Annotated in this window: 26 protein-coding genes; 13 read left to right on the top strand and 13 right to left on the bottom strand. The window is 65.1% G+C overall.

Annotated elements, in window-relative coordinates; all coding sequences use genetic code 11:
• The first annotated feature begins 28 nt into the window (after nt 1-28).
• Together EN852_RS43160 and EN852_RS11175 are read left to right on the top strand one after the other, a co-directional pair.
• Nucleotides 29-160: a hypothetical protein gene (locus EN852_RS43160; RefSeq protein WP_281058777.1), complete on the top strand. Its 132-nt coding sequence runs from the start codon at nt 29-31 to the stop codon at nt 158-160.
• 690 nt (nt 161-850) lie between these two features.
• A complete protein-coding gene (locus tag EN852_RS11175; RefSeq protein WP_189545836.1) occupies nt 851-2,440 on the top strand; it encodes an alpha/beta hydrolase in 1,590 nt (529 codons plus the stop codon).
• Between the two features lie 606 nt (nt 2,441-3,046).
• On the opposite strand, the gene EN852_RS11170 is transcribed toward EN852_RS11175, so the two are convergent.
• The 6 genes from EN852_RS11170 to EN852_RS11145 form a co-directional block, all read right to left on the bottom strand.
• The gene (locus tag EN852_RS11170; protein ID WP_127875001.1) at nt 3,047-3,292 is read right to left on the bottom strand and encodes a MoaD/ThiS family protein; all 246 of its coding nucleotides are present in this window, start codon (nt 3,290-3,292) and stop codon (nt 3,047-3,049) included.
• A gap of 60 nt (nt 3,293-3,352) precedes the next feature.
• Nucleotides 3,353-5,617: a xanthine dehydrogenase family protein molybdopterin-binding subunit gene (locus EN852_RS11165; RefSeq protein WP_127875002.1), complete on the bottom strand. Its 2,265-nt coding sequence runs from the start codon at nt 5,615-5,617 to the stop codon at nt 3,353-3,355.
• Nucleotides 5,618-5,620: 3 nt separating this feature from the next.
• Entirely contained in the window at nt 5,621-6,097 is a 477-nt protein-coding gene (locus tag EN852_RS11160) for a (2Fe-2S)-binding protein (protein ID WP_040980422.1), read from the bottom strand.
• Nucleotides 6,097-6,957 carry a xanthine dehydrogenase family protein subunit M gene (locus tag EN852_RS11155; protein ID WP_127875003.1) on the bottom strand — a complete coding sequence of 287 codons (861 nt, stop codon included), beginning with the start codon at nt 6,955-6,957 and terminating at the stop codon, nt 6,097-6,099. The genes EN852_RS11160 and EN852_RS11155 overlap by 1 nt, the downstream gene beginning before the upstream one ends.
• Nucleotides 6,958-7,134: 177 nt before the next feature.
• Nucleotides 7,135-7,659 (bottom strand): DUF1629 domain-containing protein, encoded by a 525-nt coding sequence (locus EN852_RS11150; RefSeq protein WP_127875004.1) that lies wholly within the window; start codon nt 7,657-7,659, stop codon nt 7,135-7,137.
• Nucleotides 7,660-7,766: 107 nt separating this feature from the next.
• Nucleotides 7,767-8,798, bottom strand: coding sequence for an aldehyde reductase (locus EN852_RS11145; protein ID WP_127875005.1), 1,032 nt, complete (start codon nt 8,796-8,798; stop codon nt 7,767-7,769).
• A gap of 127 nt (nt 8,799-8,925) precedes the next feature.
• On the opposite strand from EN852_RS11145, the gene EN852_RS11140 reads away from it, so the two are divergent.
• From EN852_RS11140 to EN852_RS42245, 10 genes are all read left to right on the top strand, one after another.
• The gene (locus tag EN852_RS11140) at nt 8,926-9,897 is read left to right on the top strand and encodes an AraC family transcriptional regulator (RefSeq protein ID WP_189545834.1); all 972 of its coding nucleotides are present in this window, start codon (nt 8,926-8,928) and stop codon (nt 9,895-9,897) included.
• A gap of 119 nt (nt 9,898-10,016) precedes the next feature.
• Complete coding sequence (locus EN852_RS11135) at nt 10,017-10,364, top strand: VanZ family protein (protein WP_127875007.1); 348 nt, start codon at nt 10,017-10,019, stop codon at nt 10,362-10,364.
• A 108-nt stretch (nt 10,365-10,472) separates the two neighbouring features.
• Nucleotides 10,473-11,450: a GlxA family transcriptional regulator gene (locus tag EN852_RS11130; RefSeq protein ID WP_127875008.1), complete on the top strand. Its 978-nt coding sequence runs from the start codon at nt 10,473-10,475 to the stop codon at nt 11,448-11,450.
• A gap of 118 nt (nt 11,451-11,568) precedes the next feature.
• The gene (locus EN852_RS11125) at nt 11,569-12,888 is read left to right on the top strand and encodes an aspartate aminotransferase family protein (RefSeq protein ID WP_127875009.1); all 1,320 of its coding nucleotides are present in this window, start codon (nt 11,569-11,571) and stop codon (nt 12,886-12,888) included.
• A 13-nt stretch (nt 12,889-12,901) separates the two neighbouring features.
• On the top strand, nt 12,902-14,053 hold the full coding sequence (locus EN852_RS11120; RefSeq protein WP_127875010.1) for an FAD-binding oxidoreductase: 1,152 nt from the start codon (nt 12,902-12,904) through the stop codon (nt 14,051-14,053).
• A gap of 209 nt (nt 14,054-14,262) precedes the next feature.
• Complete coding sequence (locus EN852_RS11115) at nt 14,263-14,544, top strand: hypothetical protein (protein ID WP_127865154.1); 282 nt, start codon at nt 14,263-14,265, stop codon at nt 14,542-14,544.
• 117 nt (nt 14,545-14,661) lie between these two features.
• A complete protein-coding gene (locus EN852_RS11110) occupies nt 14,662-15,561 on the top strand; it encodes a DMT family transporter (protein ID WP_127875011.1) in 900 nt (299 codons plus the stop codon).
• 20 nt (nt 15,562-15,581) lie between these two features.
• Entirely contained in the window at nt 15,582-16,538 is a 957-nt protein-coding gene (locus tag EN852_RS11105) for an EamA family transporter (RefSeq protein WP_127875012.1), read from the top strand.
• A gap of 87 nt (nt 16,539-16,625) precedes the next feature.
• Nucleotides 16,626-16,871: a hypothetical protein gene (locus tag EN852_RS11100; RefSeq protein ID WP_127875013.1), complete on the top strand. Its 246-nt coding sequence runs from the start codon at nt 16,626-16,628 to the stop codon at nt 16,869-16,871.
• A gap of 102 nt (nt 16,872-16,973) precedes the next feature.
• Nucleotides 16,974-18,527: an alpha/beta hydrolase gene (locus EN852_RS42245; RefSeq protein WP_246694236.1), complete on the top strand. Its 1,554-nt coding sequence runs from the start codon at nt 16,974-16,976 to the stop codon at nt 18,525-18,527.
• Between the two features lie 17 nt (nt 18,528-18,544).
• Here EN852_RS42245 and EN852_RS11090 read toward each other — a convergent pair whose 3' ends face one another.
• The 5 genes from EN852_RS11090 to EN852_RS11070 all read right to left on the bottom strand — a co-directional run bounded on the left by EN852_RS11090 (nt 18,545) and on the right by EN852_RS11070 (nt 22,653).
• A complete protein-coding gene (locus EN852_RS11090; RefSeq protein WP_246694235.1) occupies nt 18,545-19,018 on the bottom strand; it encodes a MaoC family dehydratase in 474 nt (157 codons plus the stop codon).
• Nucleotides 19,015-20,280, bottom strand: a complete 1,266-nt coding sequence (locus EN852_RS11085; RefSeq protein ID WP_210238231.1) for an NAD(P)/FAD-dependent oxidoreductase — start codon at nt 20,278-20,280, stop codon at nt 19,015-19,017. Before EN852_RS11085 ends, EN852_RS11090 begins: the two co-directional genes overlap by 4 nt.
• Before the next feature lie 12 nt (nt 20,281-20,292).
• A complete protein-coding gene (locus EN852_RS11080) occupies nt 20,293-21,519 on the bottom strand; it encodes an NAD(P)/FAD-dependent oxidoreductase (RefSeq protein ID WP_127875014.1) in 1,227 nt (408 codons plus the stop codon).
• Nucleotides 21,520-21,578: 59 nt separating this feature from the next.
• Nucleotides 21,579-22,157, bottom strand: a complete 579-nt coding sequence (locus EN852_RS11075; protein WP_245430116.1) for an OsmC family protein — start codon at nt 22,155-22,157, stop codon at nt 21,579-21,581.
• A 247-nt stretch (nt 22,158-22,404) separates the two neighbouring features.
• Nucleotides 22,405-22,653, bottom strand: a complete 249-nt coding sequence (locus tag EN852_RS11070; RefSeq protein WP_189545832.1) for a DUF1127 domain-containing protein — start codon at nt 22,651-22,653, stop codon at nt 22,405-22,407.
• Between the two features lie 464 nt (nt 22,654-23,117).
• On the opposite strand from EN852_RS11070, the gene EN852_RS11065 reads away from it, so the two are divergent.
• Nucleotides 23,118-23,330 carry a hypothetical protein gene (locus EN852_RS11065; RefSeq protein WP_127875017.1) on the top strand — a complete coding sequence of 71 codons (213 nt, stop codon included), beginning with the start codon at nt 23,118-23,120 and terminating at the stop codon, nt 23,328-23,330.
• Nucleotides 23,331-23,419: 89 nt separating this feature from the next.
• Here the strand turns inward: EN852_RS11065 and EN852_RS11060 are convergent, their stop codons facing one another.
• Both EN852_RS11060 and EN852_RS11055 read right to left on the bottom strand, forming a co-directional pair.
• The gene (locus EN852_RS11060; protein ID WP_127875018.1) at nt 23,420-24,739 is read right to left on the bottom strand and encodes an HlyD family type I secretion periplasmic adaptor subunit; all 1,320 of its coding nucleotides are present in this window, start codon (nt 24,737-24,739) and stop codon (nt 23,420-23,422) included.
• Between the two features lie 3 nt (nt 24,740-24,742).
• A complete protein-coding gene (locus tag EN852_RS11055) occupies nt 24,743-26,509 on the bottom strand; it encodes a type I secretion system permease/ATPase (protein ID WP_127875019.1) in 1,767 nt (588 codons plus the stop codon).
• Between the last annotated feature and the right edge of the window lie 6 nt (nt 26,510-26,515).

The raw sequence follows: 26,515 nt of genomic DNA, 5'->3' as shown, positions 1-26,515 counted from the left end.
GAAGTCCCTCGCATCCTGGGTTGGAGCCATGGCCGAGCTGGCATTTGCTTTCGTATACTATTCCGGGCTGACCGGCCATGACGTGGTGGGCGCCGTGGTGTCCTTGATGGCGGGCCTGCTGCTCTACAACGTCATGCGTGAAGACCGGCCAACCCGGTAAAACCATCGGTCCGGGTGCCGGCCGGACCCGAAAGCGGGGAGAGTCCACGAGCCCCGCCTGAGTGATGACGTTTCGGACTGCCTGTGCGGCGGAACATTAGTCCGCTCTAATTATTAGTCCTCCATAGGAGGACATGCCATGCACAGCATTATCTATATCGTCGGCCTCGTCGTCGTCATTCTCGCCGTCCTGAGCTTTTTCGGGCTCAGGCGATAGGCGGCTATGCCGGGGGCGGTCCGCGCGGGATCTGAGAAACGAGCGATGGCGGCGGGCCGCTCGCTATTCACCAGCCAATCTGCGCACCAGAAAATCTGCAACCCCCTTCGGTCGTCTTGTCTCGATATTTGCATTAGAGTATTCTAATTTGTGATCGCCAAGGGGAGGCAGGAACAAACTTTCAGGGGACGAGAATGCAGCCGCGAATACGAACGGCCATGGCCGGCTATATCGAGCGGCAAATACGACCCTAAAAGCATCGTTGAGCAGTTGGCCAGCTTTCGTTGGGCGGAACTGGCAGAAGTAGATAAGTTTGTTTCTCGTTTACTGCGCATGATTCATGGAGTGCGCGGCTAGCGTGTAGCAACACTGCTCGTTGAGATCCAGAGGGGTGGGCAGAAAATGATTGTTCGAGGGCATTTCTTCATAAATGGGGGTCTGACGTCAACTTTGGTCAGACACGCGTTCATCAAATTGGATCAATTCTTCTTCCTCGCAATCGCGACAGTTGCGTTTCTCGTCTGCGCGGAGTGCGGGGAGATGTATGGGGCGGAGTTCAAGAAAACGAACTGTTGGTTCGAAATCCCGCGAGACCGCACAATGACGTGCGGGACGCTCAATGTCCCTGAAAACCGGAAGAAAAAGAGCACCAACCAGGTTGTCCTGTCAGTTGTCGTCTTTGAGCCGGACCGCGAACGACACGAGCCTATTGTGTTTCTCACGGGTGGGCCTGGCCAACCCGCTGAAATCGGCAGCAGCGAAGAAATTGATTCATGGTGGGAATTCATTGGCGCCCAAAGTTGGATGGTCGGACGCCGAGTGGTCGTCGTCGATCAGCGGGGTATCGGAAAGTCTGCTCCGAATCTGGACTGCTCTCAATATTTCGAGTCCGATCACTGGAACGGAATTCTGTCAAACGTCGGGGAAGACAATAGATTTTACGAGGCCAAAAGAAAAGAACTTATCGCATGCCGGACTGCGTTGGTCGCGAGAGGAATTGATCTTGACGCATACAACACCGAGGAAAACGCGGGGGATATTGATGATCTTCGGAGCGCTCTCGGGATTGAAAAATGGGTTCTTTATGGTGTGTCGTACGGAACCAGACTTGCGCTTGAAGTGATGAACCAACACCCGGAAGGTGTCTCCGCGAGTATATTAGACTCTGTTGTTCCATTGGATGTCAATTACCTGAATGAAGACGGTCCAAATCTAGAACGATCACTAAAGATTCTAGAGCGGGATTGCCAGAAAGCAAACAGCTGTATGCAAGGCATATCCCACGTAGTGCAGACTATCGCAAGACAATTGGATCGTCAGCCGTTATTGCTACGGAGCGCAGAAAAGGAGGCGCGCTATACATATGTTTCTGGTGCGGACTTCCTCGATCTCATTTTTGGCATGTTGTACGATCGCGACGCCATCTCAACGCTTCCTGAACTGATCCGGAGAACCTATGAACAGGATTTCAGGCCGCTGACGGAGATCTCATTCGAACCCGATGACTTGGAGATTTCCCAAGGAATGGACTATTCGGTCACGTGTTCGGATAGCGATCTTCCGGATATGAGTGACAAGCGTGATCAATACTGGGCGAAGTGGGTTGAATCGGATGATTACTCATGGGCGTGCCCACTTTGGATCCTTGAAAGGGGACCGGCGCAGAAGCGGCCACGCCGCACCGACATCCCCACTCTTCTGTTGTCAGGAGAATATGATCCGGCGACGCCAACCGCGTGGGCCAATCACGCAGCCGAAACCCTTCCTTTCGGGCAAGTGGTCGTTTTTCGGGGCGTCGGACACGATGTGATAGATTCCGACCCTTGCGGGTCGAAGGTAGCCGCCGATTTTCTTGCAAATCCCAGACGCAAACTGACGACCGATTGTATCGGGCAGATGGAGGTTCCGCAGTTCACGAGCTCAATAGAAAGAATGTGGTCGGGCGTAGAAGGGCAAACTACGCCGTCGGGAATGAATACCAGGCATATCAGATCGCCAATTCGAGCCGGATGGCGCATTCCCATTTCGCACAAGCAGGAAGTAATTGTGAGTATATCGCCATAATATTGGTTCGATATCAATATAAGGATATTTATATTATACCGTTTTGTAAATTAAGCTGAGCTGGAGATTGAGAAATGTTTATGTCACGTCGCATGCTACTCGTCATGATAGGTGCAAGCGTCATATGCGCTTCCCAGGGTGGTGCCGCGTCTGCGAAAGGTGGCAGGGGCGGCGGTGGAAAGGGGGCGGGACGCGATGGCGCGATGGATACCGAAACCGGGTTGGTATCCAGTTCGGCCAGCGGAACCAACCCGGCGCAGGTAAGAAGTTACAAAATTTTCGAAGGCAAAGGATGTCACAGTGACTACGCTCGGCTTTGCCCTGGGAAACCGATGGGTAAATGCGATCTTGAAGGCAGGATCGAGCAGTTGTCACCTCGCTGCAAAGCTTTCGTCGAGACGCATCGGTAACAGTCGCGGTGGTCGTCAGATTGGCCTTGGCTCCGCCAAGTTCAGGCGGCGGTCTATCGGATTTACGTTGAGGACACGGGGTCGGCGCGTGTTTTCCCAGGCAGTCATAGCTGCCCAAAATTCTTGGAAGCTGCCGGCTAAGATAGCGGAACCTGGCGCCACCTACGTCGTCGATGGCTGGTGAACGCTTGTCGATCTATCCCCCTGCCAGCCTCGGCAACAAAAATATCTCCGCCCCCGGTGGCAGCTCTTTGCTCCACGTATCCCGATAGATCGTCCCGTCGATCGCGACCGCTATGCCGCGATCGATCCACGGCTCTATCCCGGGATACTGTTCCGCCAGCTTGCGGAACAGTTCCCTTATGTCCTTGGCCTCGACCTCGTGCCTGGCCTTGCCGCCGGCGACCGCGCTGAGCGAGCCCCAGAGGGTGACTTCGACCATTACCCCAGCCTCCTCATAGGGCGGGGACGTGAGCTGAAAAGCGCTTCGCGCTTTTCAGCATTAGCCTTCCCGTTCCGCGTCGAGCGCCGCCAGGATGCGCGGCGGCGACATCGGGATATGGGTCATGCGCACGCCGACAGCATTCGACACCGCGTTGGCGATCGCCGCCAGCGGCGGCACGATCGAGGTCTCGCCAACGCCGCGCACGCCATAGGGGTGGTTGGGGTTGGGGATTTCCAGGATCTGCGTGTCGATCATCGGCAGGTCGGAGCAGACGGGGATGCGGTAGTCGAGGAAGCCCGCATTCTGCAGCCGCCCGTCCTTGCCGTAGATATACTCCTCGTTGAGCGCCCAGCCGATGCCTTGCGCCGCACCGCCCTGGTACTGGCCCTCGACATAGGTCGGGTGCACCGCCTTGCCGGCATCCTGCACCACGGTGTAGCGGATCACCCGGGTCGAGCCGGTCTCGGGGTCGACCTCGACGTCGCAGATATGCGTGGCGAAGGAGACGCCCGCGCCGTCGGCGACGAGCTCGCTATGGCCGGCGATCGGGCCGCCGGTGGTGCCGGACTTGGCCGCGATGTCCTTCAGCGACAGCGGCGACAGGTTGCCGTATTTCTCGCCCTTGGCGATCGCATGGCCCTTTTCCCAGGTGACGTCCTCCACCGGGATATCCCACATCTGCGCGGCGCGCTCGCGCAGGATCTTGATCGCATTGCGCGCGGCCGAGATCGTCGCCATCGAGGAGGAGAAGGTGCCGCGGCTGCCGTCGGTCATGTCGTTGTAGCCGAGCGAGGAGGTGTCGGCGACGATCGCCTTCACATGGCTGTAGTCGATGCCGAGCTCCTCCGCCGCCACCAGCGACAGCGAGGCGCGGGAACCGCCGACATCCACCGTGCCCACGGCCAGCGACACCGAGCCGTCCATGCCGATGTTGAGGTCCGTGCAGGTCTGGCCGCCGAAATTGAACCAGAAGCCGCAGGCCATGCCGCGCCCCTGGTTGGCCTTGAGCGGCGCCTTCATGTGCGGATGGTGCTTCACCGCCTCCAGCGTCGGCCCGATGCCGATCGGCCCGTAGACCGGGCCGTAGGAGGCGCGCGTGCCTTCCTGCGCGGCATTCTTGATGCGGAAGTCCACCGCGTCCATGCCGAGCTCATGGGCGAGCTCGTCGACAGCGCTTTCCACCGCGAAGGCCGCCATCGGCGCCGACGGCGCGCGATAGGCCGCCGTCTTCGGCCGGTTGACAAGCACTTCGTAGCCGACAGTCTTGACGTTCTCGAGCTTGTAGCAGGCGAAGGCCGTCATCGCGCCGATCTCGGCCCAGGAGCCGGCATAGGGGCCGCAGCTATAGCGCAGCGTCGCTTCCGCGGCGGTGATGGTGCCGTCCTTGCTGGCGCCGATCTTGACGTCGATCGAGGTCGCGCTGGTTGGCCCCGAGGCGCGAAAAACCTCGTCGCGGGTCATCACCAGTTTCACCGGACGGCCGGCCTTGCGCGACAGCGCGAGCGCCACCGGCTCGGCCCACACATGCGTCTTGCCGCCGAAGCCGCCGCCGATCTCCGACGAGGTGACGCGCAGCTTCGAGGCTTCCAGCCCAAGCAGCTGGGCGCAATGCTGGCGGTAGACGAAATGGCCTTGCGTGCACACCCACAAATCCGCCGTGCCGTCCGGGTTGACGCTCGCCACGCAGGCATGCGGCTCGATATAGCCCTGATGCGTCTGCTCGGTCTTGAAGGAGCGCTCGACGATGAAATCGGCCTTGGCGAAGCCGGCATGGACATCGCCATGGCCGAACTGCGTACGCTTGGTGATGTTGGAGGGCTTTACCGGCTTTTCCTCGAGGCCTTCGGTGAAGACCTGGTCGTTGATCAGCGGCGCGTGGTGGTGCGCGGCCTCGTCGACATCGGTGACATGCGGCAGCACCTCATACTCGACCTCGATCAGCTTCAGCGCTTCGCGCGCGATGCGGGCGTCGATCGCCGCCACCGCGGCCACCGCGTGGCCGTCATAGAGCGCCTTCTTGCGCGCCATGCAATTGTCGAGGATGTCGTACATGGCGGCATCGCCGTCGGTCAGGTCCGGCAGGTCCTTCGCCGTGATCACCGCCTTCACGCCGGCGAGCTTTTCCGCCTTGGACGTGTCGATGCTCTTGATCACCGCATGGGCGTGCGGGCTGCGCAGCACGCGGCCAACCAGCTGGCCGGCCATGTTGAAGTCGGCGCCGTAGCGGGCGCGTCCGGTCACTTTGTCGATGCCGTCGGGGCGGATCGGGCGCGTGCCGACGGAAGCGAACTGGCGTCCTGAAAAGCGCGGATCGAAATTCATGGATCAGGCTCCCTTCATCACGTTCGCCGCGTCCTGGACGGCGCGCACGATCTTGTCATAGCCGGTGCAGCGGCAGAGGTTTCCGGCGAGCCCAAAGCGGATTTCCTCCTCGGTGGGCGAGGGGTTCTTCGCCAGAAGGTCCTTGGCTGCGATCAGGAAACCCGGCGTGCAGATGCCGCATTGCAGGGCCGCATGCTCCAAAAACTTCTGCTGCAGCGGGTGCAGCTGATCGCCATGCGCCATGCCTTCGATGGTCTCGACCTTGCGCCCTTCCGCTTCCGCGCCCAGCACCAGGCAGGAGCAGACCAGGCGGCCGTCGACGATGACGCTGCAGGCGCCGCAGTCGCCGGTGCCGCAGCCTTCCTTGGCGCCGGTCAGGCCGAGCCGGTCGCGCAGCACTTCCAGCAGCGTCTCGTCGGGCTGGCAGAGATATTCGACGGCATCGCCGTTGATCGTGGTTGATACAGCTACACCGGCCATTATTTGCCTCCCGCACGCTTGTAGGCGATAGCGGCGGCCCTTTGCGCCAGCACGCCCGCAACTTTCCGTCTGAATTCGATGGTGCCGCGCTTGTCGTCGATCGGCCGGCAGGCGCCGGAGCAGATCTTGGCCAGCCGCTCCAGCGTGGCTTCGTCGAGCTTCGAACCTACCAGCACCTGGCCTGCTTCCTCGACGAGAAGCACTGTGGGTGCCGCGGCGCCCAGCGCCACACGCGCGGTCTTGATCGCGCCCTTGTCATCGAGCGTCAGGTTGACGCCGGCGCTCACCACCGCGATGTCCATCTCGGTGCGCGGAATGAAGCGCAGATAGGCGTCGCCGGCATGGTCAGGCCGCTTGTCGAGCAGGATCGCCTCGATGATCTCGCCCTTGGCGAGAGAGGTGCGGCCGGGTCCGGTCGGCACGGTTTCCACGGCAATGGTGCGCTTGCCCGAAGGCCCGGCGACGACCGCCTTGGCCCCGGCCGCCACCAGCGCCGGCACGCTGTCGGCGGCGGGCGAGGCATTGCACAGATTCCCGGTGATGGTGCAGCGGCCCTGCACCTGTTTGGAGCCGATCAGGTTTGCGGCCTCGACGACGCCAGGCCATGCCTTGCGCAGCGCCTTGTTCTCGCCCAGCACCGCGCAAGGCACGGCGGCGCCGATCCGGAAGCCTTCCGCCGTCTCGGTGACGTCGCTCAGGCCGCTTATGCGCTTGATGTCGACGATCAGCTCAGGCTCGATGAAGCCGCCCTTCATCCTCACCAGCAAGTCGCTGCCCCCGGCCAGGATGGCGGCCGGTCCTACCGCTTTGGCGAGCTCGCCAACGGCATCTTCGATTGAAAGCGGACGTATGTAACGCATCGTCTCCCCTTGGTGATCGCTTTGTCGACGACCGTTATAAAGCCTCTGGTTATAATGGCCATCCCGTTCATGCATGTGCGGGTTGGGCCAGAGCCATGCTCCAGATACGCCCAGAGGCCGGGCCAGGGCGTGGCGGCCAGTTCCTTCTCCCCGTCTCTGCCGCAAACCGCAAAACTGTTATTCGTCCGATGTCCATACCGGCTCGAATGAGACATTGCGCAACCCGGCCTTGCGCACCCGCTCGACGAACACGTCATTGACGAAGACCGGGGAAGCCCGCATCGGCAGCCTGAACACTTCCGCTGTCTGGATCTTCCTCCCGTCGAAGGCGTAGCGCTCGATCGCAAGGATGTCGCCGCCGTCGAAGCGCACGATCTGCGAGCGCGCCTCCAGCGCGTCGATCACATGGGTGATGTTGAGCAGCCAGACCTCCTCGCCACGCAGCGCGACAAGCTCGCCATAAGGCCGCAACGCCGCCGCCAGCGCCTCGACAGCCGGCCGGCGCAACAGCGGCGCATGCTCGCCGAGCCAGGGGAAATCGGAATAGAGCCGCTCGCCTTCCTCGACGCGCCGCATCACCGGCGGCTTCCAGCCCTTGAGGGATCGTCCGTCGAGGCTGAAGAATTCCTCGTAAGCGTCATCATCGGCCGGCAGCACCCATTCCTGCCCCTCCGACACGGCGAATTGATGGATGGTCGTCATCGCCCGATGGCGCTCCGCTGGTTTCGTCCGAGGATCGCGGCTCCAGGCGGTTCGCCAAAGCGCGCGCGGGCAAACATGCACCGGCCCCGCGCGCCGTTCAACCAAGCTCAGCCGCGCAGCAGGCCAAGCCGGATCAGGCTCTCGGCGCAGGATAGGATCGCTTCCTCCCGCGAGCGGGGCGTCCAGCCCAGCAGGCGCTCGGCCTTCCTGCCCGTCGCGCTCATGTCGTAGTGGAGCAGCGGCACCACGCCCTTGAGCTGCAGATTGGTTTCGGCGGCGATGCGCACCTGCTCATCGGGCCACACCTGCGTCGACACTTTTTCGGCGGCCTTGCCCAGCCGCTGCCGCAGCAATTCGGCGACCTCGACCATCCACATGCTCTCGCCGACGGTCGCCAGGAAGCGTTCGCCCTTGGCGGCCGGATCGGTCATGGCGCGCAGATGCAGATCCGCCACGTCGCGCACATCGACGCAGCAGGCGTTGACGTTGAGGCATCCCGGCTGCCCTTCCAGCATGTTGGCGATCAGCCTGATCGAATGCGAATAGTCGGCCCCCAGCACCGGCCCATAGACGGCGACCGGATTGATCGCCGCCAGTTCCAGCCCGTTGCCTTCGCGCGCCACGAAATCCCAGGCGGCGCGCTCGGCGAGCGTCTTCGACTTCTGGTAGAGCGCGACATTGCCGGTCAGGTCGCTCCAGTCGGTTTCGTCGAAGGGCCGCCGGTGGTCCGGCTTGTGGCCGACGCCGATCGCGCCGAAGGCCGATGTCAGTACGACACGCTTCACGCCTGCATCGCGCGAGGCCCTGAGCACCCGAAGATTGCCGTTGACGGCGGGTCCGATCCAATCCTCCTCGCGGATATGGTCGCCGGAAGGCGTCGGCGAGGCGCCATGCATCACATAGTCGCATCCGGTCACCGCCTCCGGCCATCCGCGGTCGTCGGTGAGATCGGCGTGGACGAAGGAGAGGCGGTCGTCCGCATCGACGCCGCCGACCTCGAGATGCGCGCGCACCTCCGCTTCCCGCCCTGGCGAGCGGATGGTCGTGCGCACGCGGTAGTCCGCATTCAGCAGCGCCAGCATGCAGTGTTGCGCGATGAAGCCGGTGCCGCCGGTCACCAGGACGAGTTTGTCGGTCATTTGATGCCTCCGAGTTTGGAATGGAGCGCCGCATCCGATGGCGGGGCGCAGGATGCGCGGTAGGTAGGACGGCGCTTCTGTACTGTGAATGCTTGAAAATCCGCATTTTCTGCGCGAGAGTACGAAGATGACCGTCGATCCCTTCTCCGATGTTCTCACGCTCACCAATGCCGAGGCGGTCGTCACGGGCGGCTTCACCGCCGGCGGCCCGTGGGCGATCAGCTTCCCTGGACGCGACAAGATCAAGTTCTTCGCCGTGGTGAAGGGCAGCTGCTGGGTCACTCTCGAAGGCGAGCCAAAACCCTTCCGCTTCGAGACCGGCGATGTCGGGCTGCTTGCGGCGCGGCGCGGCTTCGTACTCGCCAGCGACCCAAGCCTTGCGCCGGTCGACGCGATGAGCCTGTTCACCGGCGTCGGCCGCACGCTGGTGACGCTCGGCGACGGCTCGGAATTCGCCCATATCGGCGGCCATGTCCTGCTCGATCCGGCGCGCGGCGGGCTGCTGGCGGATTTACTGCCGCCATGGATCCACACACGCGCGGCGTCGCCACAGGCGGCCATTTTCCGCTGGCTGCTCGACCGGCTGATCGACGAGAGGGACGCCGGCCAGCCGGGCGCGCAGCTCGCCTCGGCGCAGCTGACGCAACTGCTCTTCATCGAGATCCTGCGCTCGCATCTCGACAGAGCGAGCCTGATGCCCGCCGGCTGGCTCAAGGCGCTGGCCGAGCCGCGCATCGCGCCGGCGCTTCGCCTGATGCATGGCGACCCGGCCCGCGCCTGGCATCTGGAGGAGCTGGCGAAAGCCTGCGCCATGTCGCGCACCTCATTCGCCGTCCATTTCAGGACGGTCGCCGGCATTGCGCCGCTGGCCTATCTGACCGAATGGCGCATGCGCCTTGCCGAGCGCGCCTTGCGCGAGGAGCGGACGCCGGTGGCCGTCGTCGCCCGCACGCTCGGCTATACGTCCGAAAGCGCCTTCAGCAACGCCTTCAAACGCATCAACGGCAAGTCGCCGATGGCGTATCGGGCATCGCTGAACGGCCACAAGGATTTCGGACAGCCGCTGCCGGGCAAGCGCGCTGATGCCGTGCCGGTCTGACGGCCTTTGTGCCAGATCCATTCCATCGCCGGGAAGGCACGGGCGCCGCGTGGGCGGACCGATCCACGACCGGCGCCGGCAAATATTGTTATCGCGGCCAGCGGCCTGTAAGAGCGGGCATGACCTCCGTTTCCCGTCTCGCCGCGCTCGCGCTACTGGCTCTCATCACCTTTGCGACGCTGTCGCCAATCCAGCTCCGGCCGTATCTGGGCGACGCCAATGTGGAGCGCGCTTTGGCCTACGTCCTGCTGGGGCTGGCCTTGGCGCTCGGGTTCCCGTCCCGCGTGACGCAGACCGTGCTGTTCATTTGCGCGGTGGCCGGCGTTCTCGAGTTCCTGCAGCTGTTCGACCCTGGCCGGCATGCGCGGGTTGTCGATGCCGTCCTCAAGGCGGCGGCGGGTATCGTGGGGATTGTCCTGGGGCGCTTCGTCATCACGTGGGCGAGCCGCGCCGCCGAGCGGCGCTAAGGCTCGCGCCAGTGTGGTGTTGCGACCTCATGCACGTCGTATTCAGAGGGCTCGCCGCCAGGATTTCCGCATAAGCTGCGGTCGAACGATGGACGATCCCGGAAGCAGATGGCCAAGAAGTTTGCATTTCTGCTGGTGCGCGATTTCACGCTCTCGCCGCTGTCGCTGTTCATCGACACGCTGAGGCTCGCCGGCGACGAGGGCGACCGCAGCCGCCGGGTCGAGTTCGACTGGGAGATCGTCGGCGAGCGCGGCCTGCCGATCCGCGCCAGCTGCGGCGTCGAGTTGCTGCCGACGAAGGCGATCGGCAATCCGGAGGATTTCGACAATGTCGTGGTGGTCGGCGGCCTGCTCGACACCAGCCGCAGGCTGAGTTCGGAAAAGGAGGCGTTCCTGATGCGCGCCGCCGAAAAGGGCGTGCCGCTCACCGCGCTCTGCACCGGCAGCTTCGTGCTGGCGCGCTACGGCCTGCTCGACGGCTACAGCGCGGCGGTCAGCTGGTTCCACATCAAGGATTTTCGCGCTGAGTTCCCCGATGTGAGCGCGCATGCCGACAGCCTCTATTCCGTCGACAGAGGCCGCGCCACCTGCGCCGGCGGCACGGGTGCCGCCGACCTTGCCGGCTATTTCGTCTCGCAATTCATCGGCCAGAAGGCGGCCGAGAAGGCGGCCAAGATCCTGGTGCTCGATCGCATCCGCTCCAGTCGCGACGTGCAGCCGGTCGGCGACCTTTTTCCTGCCGCCGCGAGCCGCGCGGTGAAGCGGGCGCTGCTCCTGATGGAAAGCAATTTGCAGGAGACGCTCTCGGTCGCCGAGATCGCCGCCAGGATGAACTGCTCGCGCCGCCAGCTCGAGCGTCTGTTCGGCACCGAGCTCGGCATCGGCCCGATGGCCGCCTATCTGGCGCTCAGGGTGCATTATGCAAAGTCGCTGCTGGAAGGCAGCGACCTCGCCATCGGCGAGATCGCCTATCGCTGCGGCTTCCCCAATGCCGGCCATTTCAGCCGCGTCTTCCGCCAGCAGACCGGCATCACGCCGACCCACCTGAGGCACCCGAACCGCGCCGTCGCGGCTGCCGTGAAATGACGCGGATCCGCCATGAATCTGGTCGGGTCGCATGCCCGGCCTGGCCGATTGCGCCGGCAATGGAGCGGGCCATAGCATCCTGGCTAGGTGCCGCCGCTTTTAACGCCCTCGGAGAGCCATGCCGCATTATCCCGACGCCATGCCCGGATCGAAAGACCTGTTCGAACGCGCCAGGAAGGTGATGCCGGGCGGCAACACGCGCACCACGGTCTTCGTCGACCCGTTCCCGATCTATGCCGAACGCGGGGAGGGCTGCCGGGTCTGGGATGTCGACGGCAATGCCTATTACGACTGCATCAACAATTTCACCGCGATGATCCATGGCTATGCCCATCCCGATGTCACCGCGGCCGTGACCGGGCAGCTGCCCCTTGGCACGGCCTTCGGCACCCCGACGCTGAGCGAGATCGAGCTCGCCGAGCTGCTCGTCGAGCGGCTGCCCTCGGTCGACCAGGTCCGCTTCACCAACTCCGGCACGGAGGGCGTGATGATGGCGATCAAGGCCGCGCGCGCCTTCACCATGCGGCCGAAGATCGTCAAGATCGAGGGCGCCTATCACGGCTCCTACGATTTCGCCGAAGTGAGCCTGGATTCCTCGCCGGCCAATTGGGGCGACCTGCCGAGATCGACGCCTTATGCCAGGGGGACGCCGCGCGGCGTGCTTGACGACGTGATCGCCGTGCCCTTCAACGACAGCGAGGCCTTGCGCGCCGTCTTCGCCGCCGAGGGCAGCAGCATCGCGGCCGTGCTGATCGACCCGATGCCCAACCGTGCCGGCCTAATCCCGGCGCGCCGGGATTACCTCCAGGCCATGGTCGAGATCGCCCACGCGGCGGGGGCGCTGGTAATCTTCGACGAGGTCATCTCGTTTCGCCTCGGATGGTCGGGCGCGCAAGGATTGTGGGGCATCGAGCCCGACCTGACGGCGCTTGGAAAAATCATCGGCGGCGGTTTTCCGGTCGGGGCCATGGGCGGGCGCGCCGATATCATGGCGGTGTTCGATCCGACCGGAGGCAAGCCCGCGCTTCCGCATGGCGGCACCTTCACCGCCAATCCGGTGACGATGCGCGCCGGCCTTGCCTCGATGCGGGCGCTGACGAAAGAAAGCTTCGCCCATCTCGATCGTCTCGGCGCGTTTCTGCGCCAAGGCGTCGCCGCCTCCTTCGAAAGGCGTGGTTTTGGCGGCCAATGTGTCGGCCTGGGCTCGCTGTTCAAGGTTCATTTCACGTCGCACCCGGTCACGGATTATCGCTCCATCTATCCCGGCCAGGCCGAGCGGAAAAAATTCGACGTCTTCCACAAGGGCCTGCTTGGCCGCGGCGTGCTCTCCGCCAGCTACGGCCTGTTCGCGCTGTCGACGCCGATGACCGAGGCGGACGCCGGCGCCATTCTTCAAGCGATCGACGAGACCCTAGCGGACGTCGCCGCGCAGTCCTGAAAGCGGGCCACAGATGACAGCTTCTCCTCATGTCGTGGTGATCGGCGCGGGCACGCTGGGCATGTGCACGGCGCTCAACCTCGTCGAGCAGGGAGCGCGCGTCACGGTGCTGGAAGCGCAGTCGATCGCGTCGGGGTCGAGCGGCCGGTCGGTCGGCGTCGTCGGATCGCAACTGACCGACCCGTTCGAGATCATGCTGCGCGTCCATTCGCTGCGCCGGTTCCGCCAATGGGAAGGCGAGGGGCTTCGCTTCAACCACATCGGCTATCTCCGGCTGGCGCGCACGCAGGCGCAGATGGAGCTGTTCGCCAGGTCAGTCGAGATCCAGGCCGAGGCGGGGCTGAGGTCGCGCCTGGTCCGCGCCGGCGAACTCCGGGACCTCGTGCCGCACATCAATCCTGAGGGCCTCGAAGGCGGCTTGTTCGGGCCAGACAACGGCTTCCTCGATCCGCATGAGATGTGCAATTTCCTGGCCGGCATCGTGCGCGCCAAGGGCGGCGAGATCCGCCAGTATCGCAAGTTGCTCGGCGTGGAACGGCGGCCGGGCGGCTACAGGCTGGAGACCAGTCACGGCCCGATGGATGCCGACGCCGTGGTCAATGCGGGCGGCGCCTGGGCGCCGCAGGTGGCAGCGCTTTTCGGCCAACGCCTGCACATCTGGCCCGAGCGGCACGAGGCCGTCGTCATTCATCTCGACGCGCCGCTCGGCTACACCATGCCGATGGTGATGGACCTGGTGAACGGCGAGGGCAGCGGCCTCAATTTCCGCCACGAAAAACCGGGCGAGCTGATCGCCGAGATCCACAAGGTGAAGTCGATCGCGCCGGAAGATCCCGACAATTACAACGACCAGTGCGAGGAGCAGTCGAAAGTCGATCTGGCCGAACTGCTTCTGGAACGTGTGCCCGACCTGCCGGGCGCGCGGCTCGGCCGCGGCTGGGCGGGACTTTATCCGGTGACGGCCGACCATCGCCCCTTCGTCGGGCCGATCGATGCCTCGGAGCCGGCGCTGGTCACCGCCGCCGGCGCCGGCGGCTACGGCATCCAGCTCGCGCCGGTGATCGGCCAGATCGCCGCCGACTGGGTGCTGCAGGGCGCGCCGGTTTCGGTGCCCGATTCGCGGAGCCTGGCGCCATCGGTCGAGCGCAACATTCCCGGTCACTGACCGATGCGTTTTGACGAGGCTGAACGTCTAAGATGCGACCGTTCGCGTTAACCATCAATTAACTATCCGGTCGCCTTTAATACGGTTCTGGAGGATACTGATTTTGGCCGCGAGCGATGGTCTCGCGACGCCGGAATTAGAAAAGAAGCGGCGCTATCGCCGCCATCTGCCGGGGAGGCGCCCAGCATCTTTGATGAAGGAGCGCCGGAATGAATATCGAGGAAGCAGTCACTGCGGCGACGGCGGGGTCGGGAGCGCTTCTCTCCTGTCTTGGCCAGCCGGTCGTGGCCTATCACGTCACGGCCATCATGCGCGAAACCGACAGGAGTCACGCGCGGCAGATGCAGCTCGCATTGCTGCGCCGAAGCATCGAGGCCCTTGTCGACGACGGCCTCGAAGACATCGAGGCCGAGCGCTTCGCGTCGCAGTTCGACGGTCGCGTCGGCTCGGCCTGGGATCGCCTGCATCCGACCGGCGACACGTCGCATTGATCTACGCTCAATAGTTGCGGCGTTCCTTTGCGGTAGGATAGACTGCGCACCCAACGGCAGTTGAAACTGCCGACTGCATGCCAAAGTGACTTTTGCACAAGGCGGCGAGGTCGGCCGATGGTCGATGCGGGGACAGTTTCATCGGTATCTGGCGCCGGGTTCAAGCAACAGGCGCTCGGCGTTGGCCTTGTCGTGCTCTCGACTATCGCAATCGCCATTGTGCCTAGCTTCGCCAAAATCGCCTATGAAGGCGGCAGCAACACGCTCAGCGTCATCACCGGCCGAAGCATCTTTTCGGTGTTGATCACCTTGTTGCTGCTGGCGGCCTCGCGTCAGCCGATAGCAATTCCACGCCGGCCTATGCGGATCGCCCTGGCGATGGGCGTGGCGTATGCCGTGATGCTCTACGGCTATCTCGGAGCCGTGAATTACCTGCCCGTCAGCCTGGTGATTTTGATCTACTTCATCCACCCGGTGCTTGTCGGTTTCATCGTGATGTTTCTGGGACAGGAAAAACTCACGATCATATCCATCGGCGCGCTCGTCGCCGCGCTTGTGGGGCTTTACCTGGCTATCGGGCTTTCCTTCGAAGGGCTGAGCGGCATTGGATTGGCCCTCGCGGCGTTGGCGATGGCGATGACGGCGATCATTGTTGTGTGCGGTGCGCGCGCGACCGCGGAAGCAAAGGCGATTTCAGTCGGCTTCTACATGATGCTTTCGGCCGCAGTCACGCTCACCGTGATCTTCGCGCTCTTTGGAACACTGGCCTTGCCCACGACGCCGCTCGCATGGACCGGCTTTGTCGGCGTCGCCGTCGCGTCCACGGTGGGCACCCTCGCATTCATCTCGGGCATGGCTTACGTCGGTGCGGCGCGCGCGGCGATGATCAGCAATCTGGAGCCGGCCCTCGGGGTCTTGTTTGCGATTGCGGTTTTGGGGGAGCGGGTTTCGCTGCTTCAGGGCGTCGGCATCGCCATTGTCATCGGAGCGATCTTTGTCATGGAGATGCGCCGTTAGCCGCATCGGGGGATTCGAGAATGCAGGCGATACCGATAGTCCATCAGCCGGAACCGCCGGCCATCCCGGCAGGATCGTCCCTAGGCGGCTATCCCACCGCCGTCTTGTGCTGGCTGCTGTCGGCCGGGGTCTATATCGCGGCCAAATGGGTCGCGCCGGAAATGCCGCCCTGGGGGCTGTGCTTCTGGCGGCTCCTGTTGGCCTGCGCCATCCTGTTGCCGATCGTGCACCGCCATCACGGCGCGATGCTGGCGCTTCTCAAATCCCGGCCGCTTGAGCTCGTCGCCGTCGGCGCCATCGGCCTGACGTTTTGCCAGGGCATGATCTACCGTGGCCTGAACGACACCGACGCGACCACGGCCGGCATCATCATGGCGATGTCGCCGATCATGACCATGGTGCTGGCGCGCCTGGTGCTGGGCGAACCGCTCGGGCTCTGGAAGGCGCTCGGTGCGGTTGCGGCACTTGGCGGCATGCTGGTCATCGTCGCGCATGGCAATATCGACGCGCTGGTGCGGCTGCGATTCAACATCGGCGAATTGTGGATCGTCGGCAGCGCCTTCTGCTGGGCGCTCTACACGGTGCTGCTGCGCCGCTCCAAATTCGGCCTCGAGCTTCTGCCGTTGGTCGTCCTCCTGCTCGGCGCCGGCGCGCTGGCGGCGCTGCCGTTCCATCTCTGGGAAATCTTCAACGACGAACGCTCCGCCCTGAATGGCAACGGCATGCTCGCGCTCGCCTATCTGGCCGGCCCCGGCGGTGCGCTGATGTATTATCTCTACAACAAAAGCGTCGAGACGCTGGGCGCCAGCCGGGCAAGCATGCTGCTCTATCTGCAGACGCTGTTCGTCGCCATCCTCGCCTATCTGCTGCTCGGCGAGAGCCTGCATAACTACGACCTGTTCGGCGCCGCCTTCATCGTCCTGGGCATCGTGCTGGCAACGGTGATCAAGCCGAGGGCGGTTCCAGCCAAGTCGTGAGCAAGCCTCAGAGTAGCTCGCTTAACATATGTGGATGTCCGCGCCGCCGGATCGATCTATCGCCTTGGTGGGGCGGAGAGAATCGACATGGACTGCTTCACTAGGCTCGAAGCGCTGATCGACGCCGGCAGCGCCGACGCGGTCCAGGAAGCTCGCGCTCTGCTCAAGCACCTCGCCGCCGGCTCACGAGCCGCTTTCGACGCGGCGGACGAATTCCTGATCGAGTTGATGACGCTGGCCTTCCTGGTCGAGGCCGGCCTGGAAGCCTTTCACAATCCGGCGCGGCGCCTGGCGCGCCTCAGGCTCTCACGATTGAAGCTGCTGCTGCCTTGAACCGCCAAGCTTTCCTAAATTAGCCATTTTTGCTATTGGCTGCCCTTCGCAGCGGCGGCCTCGGCCGAAGGGGACCATGGCGATCGACAAGCGCGTGAACGCATGAACGGCCCTCAGCACAGGCTGGAGCTGCGCGTGCTCGGCGATTTTCAGGTCACGCGCGATGGCCAGCCGCTGGACCTGCCGCCGTCGCGCAAGACGCGGGCGCTGCTTGCTTACCTCGGCGTCACCGGCAGGCAGCACCAGCGCGAGCGGTTATGCGAGATATTCTGGGACATTCCCGACGACCCGCGCGGCGCCTTGCGCTGGAGCCTCTCCAAGATCCGCCAGGTGCTGGCCGCCGACGAATCCGCTTTGAGCGCCGACCGCAACGCCGTCGTACTGAACATCGCGACGGACTATGCGCAGCTGGCGCCGCTGGTGAAGGCCGATCTGTCGTCCCGCTCGACCGAGGAGCTCGAAGCCGTCCTTGCCTCGATCCGCGGCGGCTTTCTCGCCGACCTCTCGCTCGAACGATGCTTCGAGTACGAGTCCTGGCGGCAGGCCATCGCCAGCGAAGTGGAGATCGTCGAACTCGGCATCCTGCGCGAGCTGGTCGAGCGTTTGGGAAATGAGCCGCGCCGAGCGTTGCCGCTCGCACAGCGCTTGCGCCGTCTCGCGCCCGGCGACCCCGGCCTCGCCGCCGAGATCGAGGCGCTGGAGGAGAAGGTTCGATCGGCCGCCGCCCAAGCAACTGGCCGCGCGCCGCAACCTGGTTCCCCCACGCCGCCGCAGGCGCCGTCGAAACCCGGCGCGTCAGCGCAGGATCCCGGCCGCGCCGTGCAATTCTGCCGTGCGCTCGACGGCACCAGGCTGGCCTATGCCAGCACCGGCAGCGGTCCGGCGATCCTGCGCGCCGCGCACTGGATGTCGCATCTCACCTTCGACTGGGACAGCCCGATCTGGCGGCACTGGATGCGCGAACTGTCGCGCCACAACCGGCTGGTGCGCTATGACGAGCGTTGCAACGGCCTTTCGCAGCGGCATGTCATCGACATTTCGTTCGAGACCATGGTGTCGGACCTCGAACGCGTGGTCGAGGCTACAGGGCTCGACCGCTTCACCTTGCTCGGCCTGTCGCAGAGCTGCGCGGTTTCCATCGCCTATGCCATCCGCCACCCCGAGAAAGTGTCGGGCATGATCCTTTACGGCGGTTACGTCAAAGGCTGGCGGGCGCGCGGCGACGCCGGCGAGATCGCGACGCGCGAGGCCGTGGCGACGCTGATGCGCGAGAACTGGGGCAAGCCGAACCCGATGTTTCGCCAGGCCTTCTGCTCCATGTTCATCCCCGGCGCCACACACGAGCATTTCGCCTGGATGGACGAACTGATGCTGCGCACCGTCTCGCCCGACGATGCCTGGCGGCTTCAGAACTCCTTTTCGATGATCGATGTCAGCGGCTTGCTGGAAAAGGTGCGTGTGCCGACGCTGGTGCTGCATGCGCGGGACGATAACGTGGCTCCGGTCGAATCCGGGCGCACCATGGCCGCGGGTATCCCGGGCGCCCGCTTCATCGAGCTCGACAGCCAGAACCACATCCTCCTCGAAGGCGAGCCCGCCTTTGAGGAGTTCATCGACCACGTCTGCGCCTTCATCGCCGAGACCACGGGCAGCTAAGCGGATACGCGAAGTTCTCAGCCCTTGGCGAGCGGTACGGTGAACACCGTCGCGGTGCCGGTGAGGCAAAGCTCGCCGGCTTCGTTGCGCACCGATGTCTCCAGCTTGGTGATCGGCTTGTCGGCGCGCACGTCCTTGACCTCGACGCGGCCGGTGATCAGCTCGCCGACGCCGACCGCCTTGACGAATTTCCACGACACTTCGAGGAACACCGAGCCGGGGCCGGGGAGGTCCTCCGCCACTACCGCGTTCAGCATGCCGGAGGTGACGCCGCCCTGCACGATGAGCTTGCCGAACACCGAAGCCTCGGCCAGCGCCTTGTCGTAATGCAATGGGTTGCGGTCGCCGGTCATCTCGGCGAAGGCGTCGATATCCTGCGGCTGCGTGCGCCGCGAGCGCTCGGCAAAGGCCCCCACCTTTGGCCGGCCCTTGATGACGCCGACCCAGCCGTCCTTCATCAGATGCCCATCCTTCATCAACTGCAAAGTCATGGTCTTGCTCCTGTTCGGTTGTGTGAAAGGTCGGCCGGCGGCCTGTCCTGGTTGGCCGGCGCCCGATAGGTCGAGGGCTTCGAGGCGCGGCGGACAGGCATAGGTTGCCCGGCCAGCACCTGCACCTCTGCCTTCAGCACGCCGCTGAAGCGGCGATGCCGCTCGCCGAGGTCGTCAAGCGTCCAGTCGAAGCCGGCGATCGCGTCGGTGGTATCCAGTATCTGGTTCGCGACCATGTCGCGCTGCCGCTGCCAGATCGCGAAAGCCGCCTCCGAGCCGTCGAGGATGGCCCGCGCCAGAGTTTCGGCGTCGCGCAGCGCATCGGAAATGCCGTGCGAGGTGATCGGGTCACGGAAGAAGCCGGCGTCACCCACCAGCGCCCAGCCGGGGCCGTGCGCCTGGCGGATATAGCCCGGCACGCCGCGGAACGCCTGCAGCCGCGCATCCTTCGGCGCCCGTGCCGCCTGTTCCGCCAGAGCCGGCGAAAGCGCTTCGAGCACATCCATGCGGGCACGCGCATGGCCGAGGCGGAAGCGCTGGTCGAACAGGCCCGTCGGCACCGAGGCGACGATGCAGGCGAGGCCGTCATTGGTCGGGATGAAGGAGCCGGCGATCCTGTCGCGAAAATACCAGTGATAGCCGGCGCCGGGCTCGACCGGCGCGTAGCCATAGACGTGGGCGGCCGACACCGCGCCACGCCGCAAGGGCTGGGCGTCGACGCATTTCGCCACCAGCGAGCCGACACCGTCGGCGCCGACGACGATATCGGCGCCGACCCGCAGGGATGAGCGGCCGGCGGCGCGGATCTCGATGCCGCGCACGCGGCCGCGCGTGTCGGCGAAGAGGTCGCCAACCGCCATTTCGTGCAGGACCTCCGCCCCGGCCTTGCGCGCCGCATCGACCAGGATCCGGTCAAGCACGGTGCGCCGCGGCGCGATCAGGCCGGGAAGCTCCGAACCGGAGGCGAGGGGGATGGTGATCTCCTTGTCGCCATAGTGGAAGGTCGTCGTCTCGATCAGCGGCGTGCCGGCCTTGAGCAGCGGCTCGAGCAGGCCCCAGCGCCACAATTGCAGCACCGCTGGCCGCATCAGCGCATGCGTCGACAACGTGTCGGAGCCATAGGGCCTGCGGTCGATCGCAAGCACCTTGAGGCCCGCGCGGGCGAGCAGCATCGCGGTCGCCGCGCCCGCGCAGCGCGCGCCGACGATGATTGCGTCGTAATGGCCGCGCCTCGGGGAGGCCATGAGGGAGATGGTTGCCATGGTCGTGGTTCCTCAGGCCGCCTTGCGGCCGTTGCGGTCGAGATGACGGGAGATTTCGGCGGCGATCGCCTCGGCATCCGCGCCGACGCCGCCGATGAAATTGGAATCGCGCTTGCGCAGGAAGCGGAAGCCGAGCGCGTAGAGGCCGGGCACGCTGGTGACGCCGCCCTGATGCGCGAGCTCGCCATCGGCACCGAGCGCCAGCGGCTCCAGCCAGCCGAACGAGCGCGCATAGCCAGTCGCCCAGATGATGGTACGGATCGATCCGTCCGTCAGCGACAGCCGCTCGCTCGCGGCCGATGGCAGCGCCACTGGCTCGGGCCGGTACGGTGTCGCCGCGCCCGCGAAGCGGTCGATCTGGTCGAGCAGGCGCGCCTGCTTCGCTTCGGCTGCCGCGATGTGCTGGCCGAGATCGCCGGCGAAGGCGATCTCGCGGTCGCCGACGCCGCGCACCCGCCCGGTGAGTTCCACGCCGAGCGCCTGCAGCGTGGCGAGGTCGACATCGGCCCTGTCCGGCCGGCCGGCGAGCTGCAGCGACGGCTGGCGCCGGGCGCCTTCCGGATTGGCCAGGTCTTCCGGGCGCTGCGTCATCAGGCCCATCGCGCGGAGCCAGAAGAAGATGTCCTGGCCGCGCCATGTTCTGGGCAGGCGCGTATGCTTGCCGACCGAAAGCACCACGCGCCGCCCGGTACGGCCCAGCTCGTCGGCGATCTGAACGCCGGACGACGAGGCGCCGACGACCAGCACGCCGCCGCCCGGCAGCTCGCCCGGCGAGCGATAGTGCGAAGCGTGGATGCTGAGCGGCCCGCGAAGGGTCTCCGCTGAAAAAGGGATGACCGGCCGGTCGCAATGTCCCGTCGCGACGACGACCGCGCGCGCCGACCAGTCGCCCGCGCTGGTGCGCAAGGCAAAGCCGTCGCTGATCCGTTTGCAGGAGATCACCTCGACATTGGTCTCGACCGGCGCATGCCATTGCCAGGCGTAGCGCTCCAGGCTTTCCACGAAAGCCCCTTTGCTCATGAAGCCGTCGGGATCGCCGCCCTTGTAGGGCGAGCCGGGGAGCGCATTCAGCCAGTTCGGCGTGAGCAGCCGAAGCGAGCGCCAGCTCTGCGAGCGCCAGCGCTCGCCGATGCGGCCGCGCTCCAGCACGGCATGGTCGATGCCGGCCTGGCCGAGGCAATGGCTGAGCGCAAGGCCGGCCTGGCCGGCGCCGATGATGACGACATCCGAGCGTCTCATGGATCAGTTCCGTCTGAGGCAAAGAGGCGGTCCGGATTGGCCCCGGACCGCCTGGAGGCTTACTGGATGGTCTTGATGCCGACGGTGACCGGCACGCCCTTGGTCAGCACGTCGAAGACCGCCGAACGGGTGCGCGACTGCTCGACCAGCTGTTGGAGCTTTTCGGCCGGCGCGTCGCCTTCGATCTCGAACGACACATGGATGTTCTGGAAGCCGTTGCGGACCTCGTCGGAAATGCCGAGGATGCCGCGCAGGTCGATGTCGCCGTCGACCGAGCACTTCACCTTGGTGAGCTTGATGCCGCGCGCTGCGGCGATGTTGGCCACGCCCGCCATCAGGCAGCCCGCCAGCCCATGCAGCAGCCACTCGACCGGGGTCGGAGCATTGTCGGCGCCGCACAGGATCGCCGGATGGTCAGCGTCGGCATAATGCGGCTTCTCGTGCTTCTGCTCGTTGCCGGCGCCGAAGAAGCCGTTCATGACGGTCTTGCTGTGCGTGCCCTCTATCCACTCATTGTGGGCGCGGAACTGGAACTTGGCGAGCTCCGGCTGCCCGGCGACGAAATTGATCGTCGCCATCAGGTTCGGCGTGTCGACCCCGTTAAGCGGAAGCCGTGCAGGTTTGGTGTTGGGTTGCATCGTCATCTCCAAAGGTTGTTTTGCGGCTTGGTTGCCGTGACGGCCTCTGTTTGCCGGTTGAGCGTTTGAACGAGAGTGGATGCGACCGTGGAATTTTTCATACGCTCACCGTGGAATTTGGCGTGGACGTATCGTTTGAAACGGCGCGGCCCACCGCCTGAACCGAACGCGCCGAAACGCAAAAGCCCCAGGCGTTGGGAGGGCGCCCGAGGCTTGTCGACGGCGTGGCCGCAATCGCTATCGGCGGTTAGCCGATGGTGCGGATGTCCATCCCGCCGGTGCCGGAGGCAGCGCGGCGCGTGGAGGTGTAGTAGTCGATTCCCGAACGGGTGATGCCCATGTCCTTGAGCAGATAGTCAGGCATGGCGTGTAAGGCGGCGCGGTCGCTGCGCATCCTCATGGCATGATAGAAAAGCCTGAGCACCCGGCCGGCAAAGCCGATCAGGCCGGGGCTCGCGCGGCCGGTTTCATAGGCGGTATGTTCCAAACTCGTCATCGTCGTCTCCATCTGTTGCGGCGCCACCATTTCGCGTCGTCGATGGCAGCACTGTCGCTGACGACCGGGGGAGCCAGCGTTGGAGCGGGCGTCGAAATTGCCGTGGAATCTGACGGTTTCTCAGTTTGAAATATCGTCCTTTGCCAATGGGCACGGAGCGCGCCCGCGTCGAAGCCGGGCGCGATCGCTTCGTCTTCGCCGGGCACGCGCCCCGCGATCGGATCGCGGCGCCGCTTTGCGGAGTCCGCAAACGAAGGCGCGGGCGGACAGCGGGAATGAGGCTGGCGGCTCGCACGCCCGGCCGAAACCCCGTACCAGCAGGCAAACAGCCGCTCGAACCGGTGCGGGAGTGAAAACAGGCTGCAGGAGCAACCAGATGCATGTCTGGGCGTTGAATGACCGCAGCCGGCTCACGAGGCCGCAAGCCCTGGGCCGCCGCGAGATGCTCTTTGGGAGCCGCGCTCATGCCTCCACTGGTGCTCTTTGTCGTCAAGAACCTCGCCACCGGAGCGATTATCGGGTTGACGGTGGCGTGCTGGCTCCTGGCTTTCGGCACGCTCGGCAGCCATCTGTCGTCAGGCGGGGGCGACTATGTGGCTGTCGGGATGGTCGCCTATTCGATGGCGTCTTGCTTCGGGATGGGATTCCTGGCCACGGCCCTGATGTTTCTGGAATAAGCCGTCTGCCCAACGCCGATGCCCTGAGCCGCAGCTGTTTATCCCGACCATGAGCCTGCCGCTCACCGCGACCGCCGCCGAGTCTCCCCCTACCTTTCCGCAAATGCCCGCGCGAAGGAATCCATCATCGGCCGCACCAGATATTCGAAGAAAGTCCGGTCGCCGGTGCTGATGAAGGTATCGACCGGGGCGCCGGGGTAAAGCTGTTCGACCTTCACGCCGGGCGGCAGGGCGTCTGCGATCTTCAGCCTGGCGCGGAAATAGGGCTCGTGGGTGGTTTCGTCGATCAGCCGGTCGGCGGAAATCTCGCTCACCGTGGCCGGCACCTCCGGCGTGAGCCGCGCGTTGAGTGCCGACAGCCTGAGCTTCGCCTTCTGGCCGACATGCACCTGGTCGATGTCCCTCGGCCTGAGCTTTGCGTCCACCACCAGGCCCGATGACGTGGGCAGGATCTCCATGATCTTCTCGCCGGGCGCGACCACGCTGCCTTGCGCATTATAGGTCGAGGACACGACGATGCCCGCCGCCGGCGCGGTGATCGTCGTGCGCTTCAGCACGGCTTCCGCCGCGCGCATCTGCTCCTCGATGTCGGCGAGGTTGGTGCGCACGTCGTCGAGCTTGGTCAGCGCCTCCTCGACGCGCTGCGTCGTGGCGCGCTCGGTCTGCGCCTCGGCCTCCGCGATCTGCGTGTTGGCGGAGGCAAGGTACGCCGCCAGCGCACCGGCCTGGCCGACAAGGTCGGCCTCCGAGCGCAGCAGCTGCGAATATTCGCTGCGGTTGGTGAGGCCCTTGCTGAGAAGGTCGGTCTTGATGCCGAGCTCCTTCTTCACCACCTCGGCCTGCTGCTCGATCGCCGCCTTCTGCGCGTTCAGGCCCTTGACGGATTCGCGATGCATGGCGACGCGCTGCGCCAGGATCGACTGTTCCGAGCGGAAGCGCGCGAGCCTGGCGTCGAACTCCTTCTGCTGTTCGCGGATCAGGTTCTGGAACTCCGGCTGGAACGGCGCCGGCGCGGGCTCGGTCATCGGCGCCAGCCGGTCCAGCCCGTCGCGCTCGGCCTCCAGTCGCGCGGCACTCGCCTTGAGCGCGATCCACTGCCTCGTCAGCCGGTTGAGATCGGCCTCCGGAGCGGTCCGGTCGAGCAGGATGAGCTCCTGGCCTTCGCGCACGCGGTCGCCTTCATGCACCAGCAACCTGCTGATGATGCCGCCCTCGCGATGCTGGATCAGGATGTTGCCGCCGGTCGCCGCGATCGTGCCTTGCGTGATCACCGCGCCCGCGAGCGGCGCGCTCGCTGCCCAGTAGCCGAAGCCGCCGACCAGAAGCGCGATTGCCGCGTAGCCGGCAAAGGCCGTGCGCCGGAAGTCGGTGCGCGGCCGGTCGTCGAAGCTGAGGCTTGGCGCGGACATCGTCTACGACCCGTGGCGGATGGTTTGCGAGGCGCGGATAGTCGGCACGAACGAGCCAGTGACCACCGTGTTCTGCCGCGCGCCTTTGCCCTTGTCGACAGTCGATTGCCGCAGCACCTCGGCGCTCGGTCCGAACGCCTCGATCACGCCGCCGCGCAGAACCATCACGCGGTCGCAGGCCGCGGCGATCGCGGGCCGGTGGGTGATGACGATCGTGGTGACGCCCGCCGCGCGCGCGGCCGCCAACACCGCTTCGAGCGCCGTTTCGCCGGCGCCGTCGAGATGCGTGCTCGGCTCGTCCAGCACCAGGATGCGCGGATTGCCGTAGAAGGCGCGCGCCAGCCCGATCCGCTGCCGCTCGCCGCCCGACAACGTCCCGGCCACCATCGTCTGGTAGCCGTCCCGCAGCGAAAGGATCAGCTCATGCGCCTCGGCGCGTTTGGCCGCTTCGACGATCGCCGCGTCGTCCGCGCCTGCGTCGAAGCGAGCGATATTCTCGCTGACCGAGCCAGGGAAAAGCTCCACCTCCTGCGCCAGATAGCCGATATGCCGGCCAAGCTGGTTCTCGTCCCAGGTCCTGAGCTCGGCGCCGTCGATCCTGACCGAGCCGCCGCTCGGCTGGGCCGCCCCGACAAGCAGCCGCGCCAACGTCGATTTGCCGGCGCCGCTCGGGCCGACGATCGCCACCGCTTCGCCGGGCTGAATCGCGAAGCTCAGCCGCTTCAGGATCGGCTCGGCGCCGAAGCTGGCGTTGGGCGCGATGAAGAAAAGATCCTGCGCGGCAATCGCGCCGGTCGGATCGGGCAGGGCGAGCTTGCGCGCGTCTGTCGGCTGCCCAGCAAGCGCGACCTGCAGCCGCTCCCAGGCGCGCCTGGCCTCGCCGATCTGCCGCCACGAGCCGATCAGCTGGTCGAGCGGCTGCAGCGCGCGCGACGACACCAGCGAGGAGGCGAAGATCATGCCGGCCGTCATCTCACCCTTCAGCACCAGCCAGGCGCCGGCGCCGAGGATCGCCAGTTGCAGCATCATACGCAGCGCCCGGGAAGCGCCGCTGAAGACGGCGTTGGCGCTGGCCGAACGGTCATGCAGCACAAGCGCTTCCGCCACATGCCGCCCCCATGCGCGCGCGGCGTTTTCGACCATGCCCATGGCGCGCAGCGTGTCGGCGTTGCGGGCAAAGGCCTGCTCGGCCCGGCTGGCCAGAGCCGAGCGCTCCGCCGACAGCGCATCGTTCCTGCCGATGGCAAGCTGGTTGGCCACGACCAGCACGACCAGCAGCGCGGTGCCGCCGAGCGTCACCCAGAACAGCACCGGATGGATCAGATAGAGCAATGCGAGGAAGACCGGCGCGAAGGGCAGGTCGAACAGCACCGCTACACCGCGCGAGCGGATGAAGGCGCAGACCGCGGCGAGGTCCGTGAGCGGCGACGGCGCGTTTCTGGCGTCGAGCGAGGCGGCGAACATCCTTGCGCCCAGCCTATCGTTGACCGTCGCGGCGATACGCTGCGTGTAGACCGCGCGGATGGCGTCGAGGAAACCAAGGAAGCCGAGCGCCGCGACTGCGATGACCGACAGATAGACCAGCGTCTCGACGCTGGAGGAGGGCAGCACCCGGTCATAGACCTGCAGCAGGTAAAGCGGGATCACCAGCAGCAACAGGTTGATCAGCAGCGAGAACAGGCCGACATCGCTGACTGCGCGCAGGAACACGCGGCGAAGGGGGACCGGCCGCAAGGCGGCCGGGGGGGTCGGAGCGCTCTCGCGCGACATCGCTCC

It is taken from the genome of Mesorhizobium sp. M2E.F.Ca.ET.209.01.1.1, assembly GCF_004010375.2.
Lineage (GTDB): Bacteria > Pseudomonadota > Alphaproteobacteria > Rhizobiales > Rhizobiaceae > Mesorhizobium.
The sequence above is the reverse complement of the archived record's forward strand: the minus strand, read 5'-3'. Positions and strand labels throughout refer to the sequence as shown.

Coding starts and splice junctions, on each gene's coding strand:
- EN852_RS43160 (WP_281058777.1), top strand. CDS start 29: ATGGCCGAGCTGGCATTTGCTTTCGTATACTATTCCGGGCTGACCGGC.
- EN852_RS11170 (WP_127875001.1), bottom strand. CDS start 3,292: ATGGTCGAAGTCACCCTCTGGGGCTCGCTCAGCGCGGTCGCCGGCGGC.
- EN852_RS11165 (WP_127875002.1), bottom strand. CDS start 5,617: ATGAATTTCGATCCGCGCTTTTCAGGACGCCAGTTCGCTTCCGTCGGC.
- EN852_RS11160 (WP_040980422.1), bottom strand. CDS start 6,097: ATGGCCGGTGTAGCTGTATCAACCACGATCAACGGCGATGCCGTCGAA.
- EN852_RS11155 (WP_127875003.1), bottom strand. CDS start 6,957: ATGCGTTACATACGTCCGCTTTCAATCGAAGATGCCGTTGGCGAGCTC.
- EN852_RS11150 (WP_127875004.1), bottom strand. CDS start 7,659: ATGACGACCATCCATCAATTCGCCGTGTCGGAGGGGCAGGAATGGGTG.
- EN852_RS11145 (WP_127875005.1), bottom strand. CDS start 8,798: ATGACCGACAAACTCGTCCTGGTGACCGGCGGCACCGGCTTCATCGCG.
- EN852_RS11140 (WP_189545834.1), top strand. CDS start 8,926: ATGACCGTCGATCCCTTCTCCGATGTTCTCACGCTCACCAATGCCGAG.
- EN852_RS11135 (WP_127875007.1), top strand. CDS start 10,017: ATGACCTCCGTTTCCCGTCTCGCCGCGCTCGCGCTACTGGCTCTCATC.
- EN852_RS11130 (WP_127875008.1), top strand. CDS start 10,473: ATGGCCAAGAAGTTTGCATTTCTGCTGGTGCGCGATTTCACGCTCTCG.
- EN852_RS11125 (WP_127875009.1), top strand. CDS start 11,569: ATGCCGCATTATCCCGACGCCATGCCCGGATCGAAAGACCTGTTCGAA.
- EN852_RS11120 (WP_127875010.1), top strand. CDS start 12,902: ATGACAGCTTCTCCTCATGTCGTGGTGATCGGCGCGGGCACGCTGGGC.
- EN852_RS11115 (WP_127865154.1), top strand. CDS start 14,263: ATGAATATCGAGGAAGCAGTCACTGCGGCGACGGCGGGGTCGGGAGCG.
- EN852_RS11110 (WP_127875011.1), top strand. CDS start 14,662: ATGGTCGATGCGGGGACAGTTTCATCGGTATCTGGCGCCGGGTTCAAG.
- EN852_RS11105 (WP_127875012.1), top strand. CDS start 15,582: ATGCAGGCGATACCGATAGTCCATCAGCCGGAACCGCCGGCCATCCCG.
- EN852_RS11100 (WP_127875013.1), top strand. CDS start 16,626: ATGGACTGCTTCACTAGGCTCGAAGCGCTGATCGACGCCGGCAGCGCC.
- EN852_RS42245 (WP_246694236.1), top strand. CDS start 16,974: ATGAACGGCCCTCAGCACAGGCTGGAGCTGCGCGTGCTCGGCGATTTT.
- EN852_RS11090 (WP_246694235.1), bottom strand. CDS start 19,018: ATGACTTTGCAGTTGATGAAGGATGGGCATCTGATGAAGGACGGCTGG.
- EN852_RS11085 (WP_210238231.1), bottom strand. CDS start 20,280: ATGGCAACCATCTCCCTCATGGCCTCCCCGAGGCGCGGCCATTACGAC.
- EN852_RS11080 (WP_127875014.1), bottom strand. CDS start 21,519: ATGAGACGCTCGGATGTCGTCATCATCGGCGCCGGCCAGGCCGGCCTT.
- EN852_RS11075 (WP_245430116.1), bottom strand. CDS start 22,157: ATGCAACCCAACACCAAACCTGCACGGCTTCCGCTTAACGGGGTCGAC.
- EN852_RS11070 (WP_189545832.1), bottom strand. CDS start 22,653: ATGACGAGTTTGGAACATACCGCCTATGAAACCGGCCGCGCGAGCCCC.
- EN852_RS11065 (WP_127875017.1), top strand. CDS start 23,118: ATGCCTCCACTGGTGCTCTTTGTCGTCAAGAACCTCGCCACCGGAGCG.
- EN852_RS11060 (WP_127875018.1), bottom strand. CDS start 24,739: ATGTCCGCGCCAAGCCTCAGCTTCGACGACCGGCCGCGCACCGACTTC.
- EN852_RS11055 (WP_127875019.1), bottom strand. CDS start 26,509: ATGTCGCGCGAGAGCGCTCCGACCCCCCCGGCCGCCTTGCGGCCGGTC.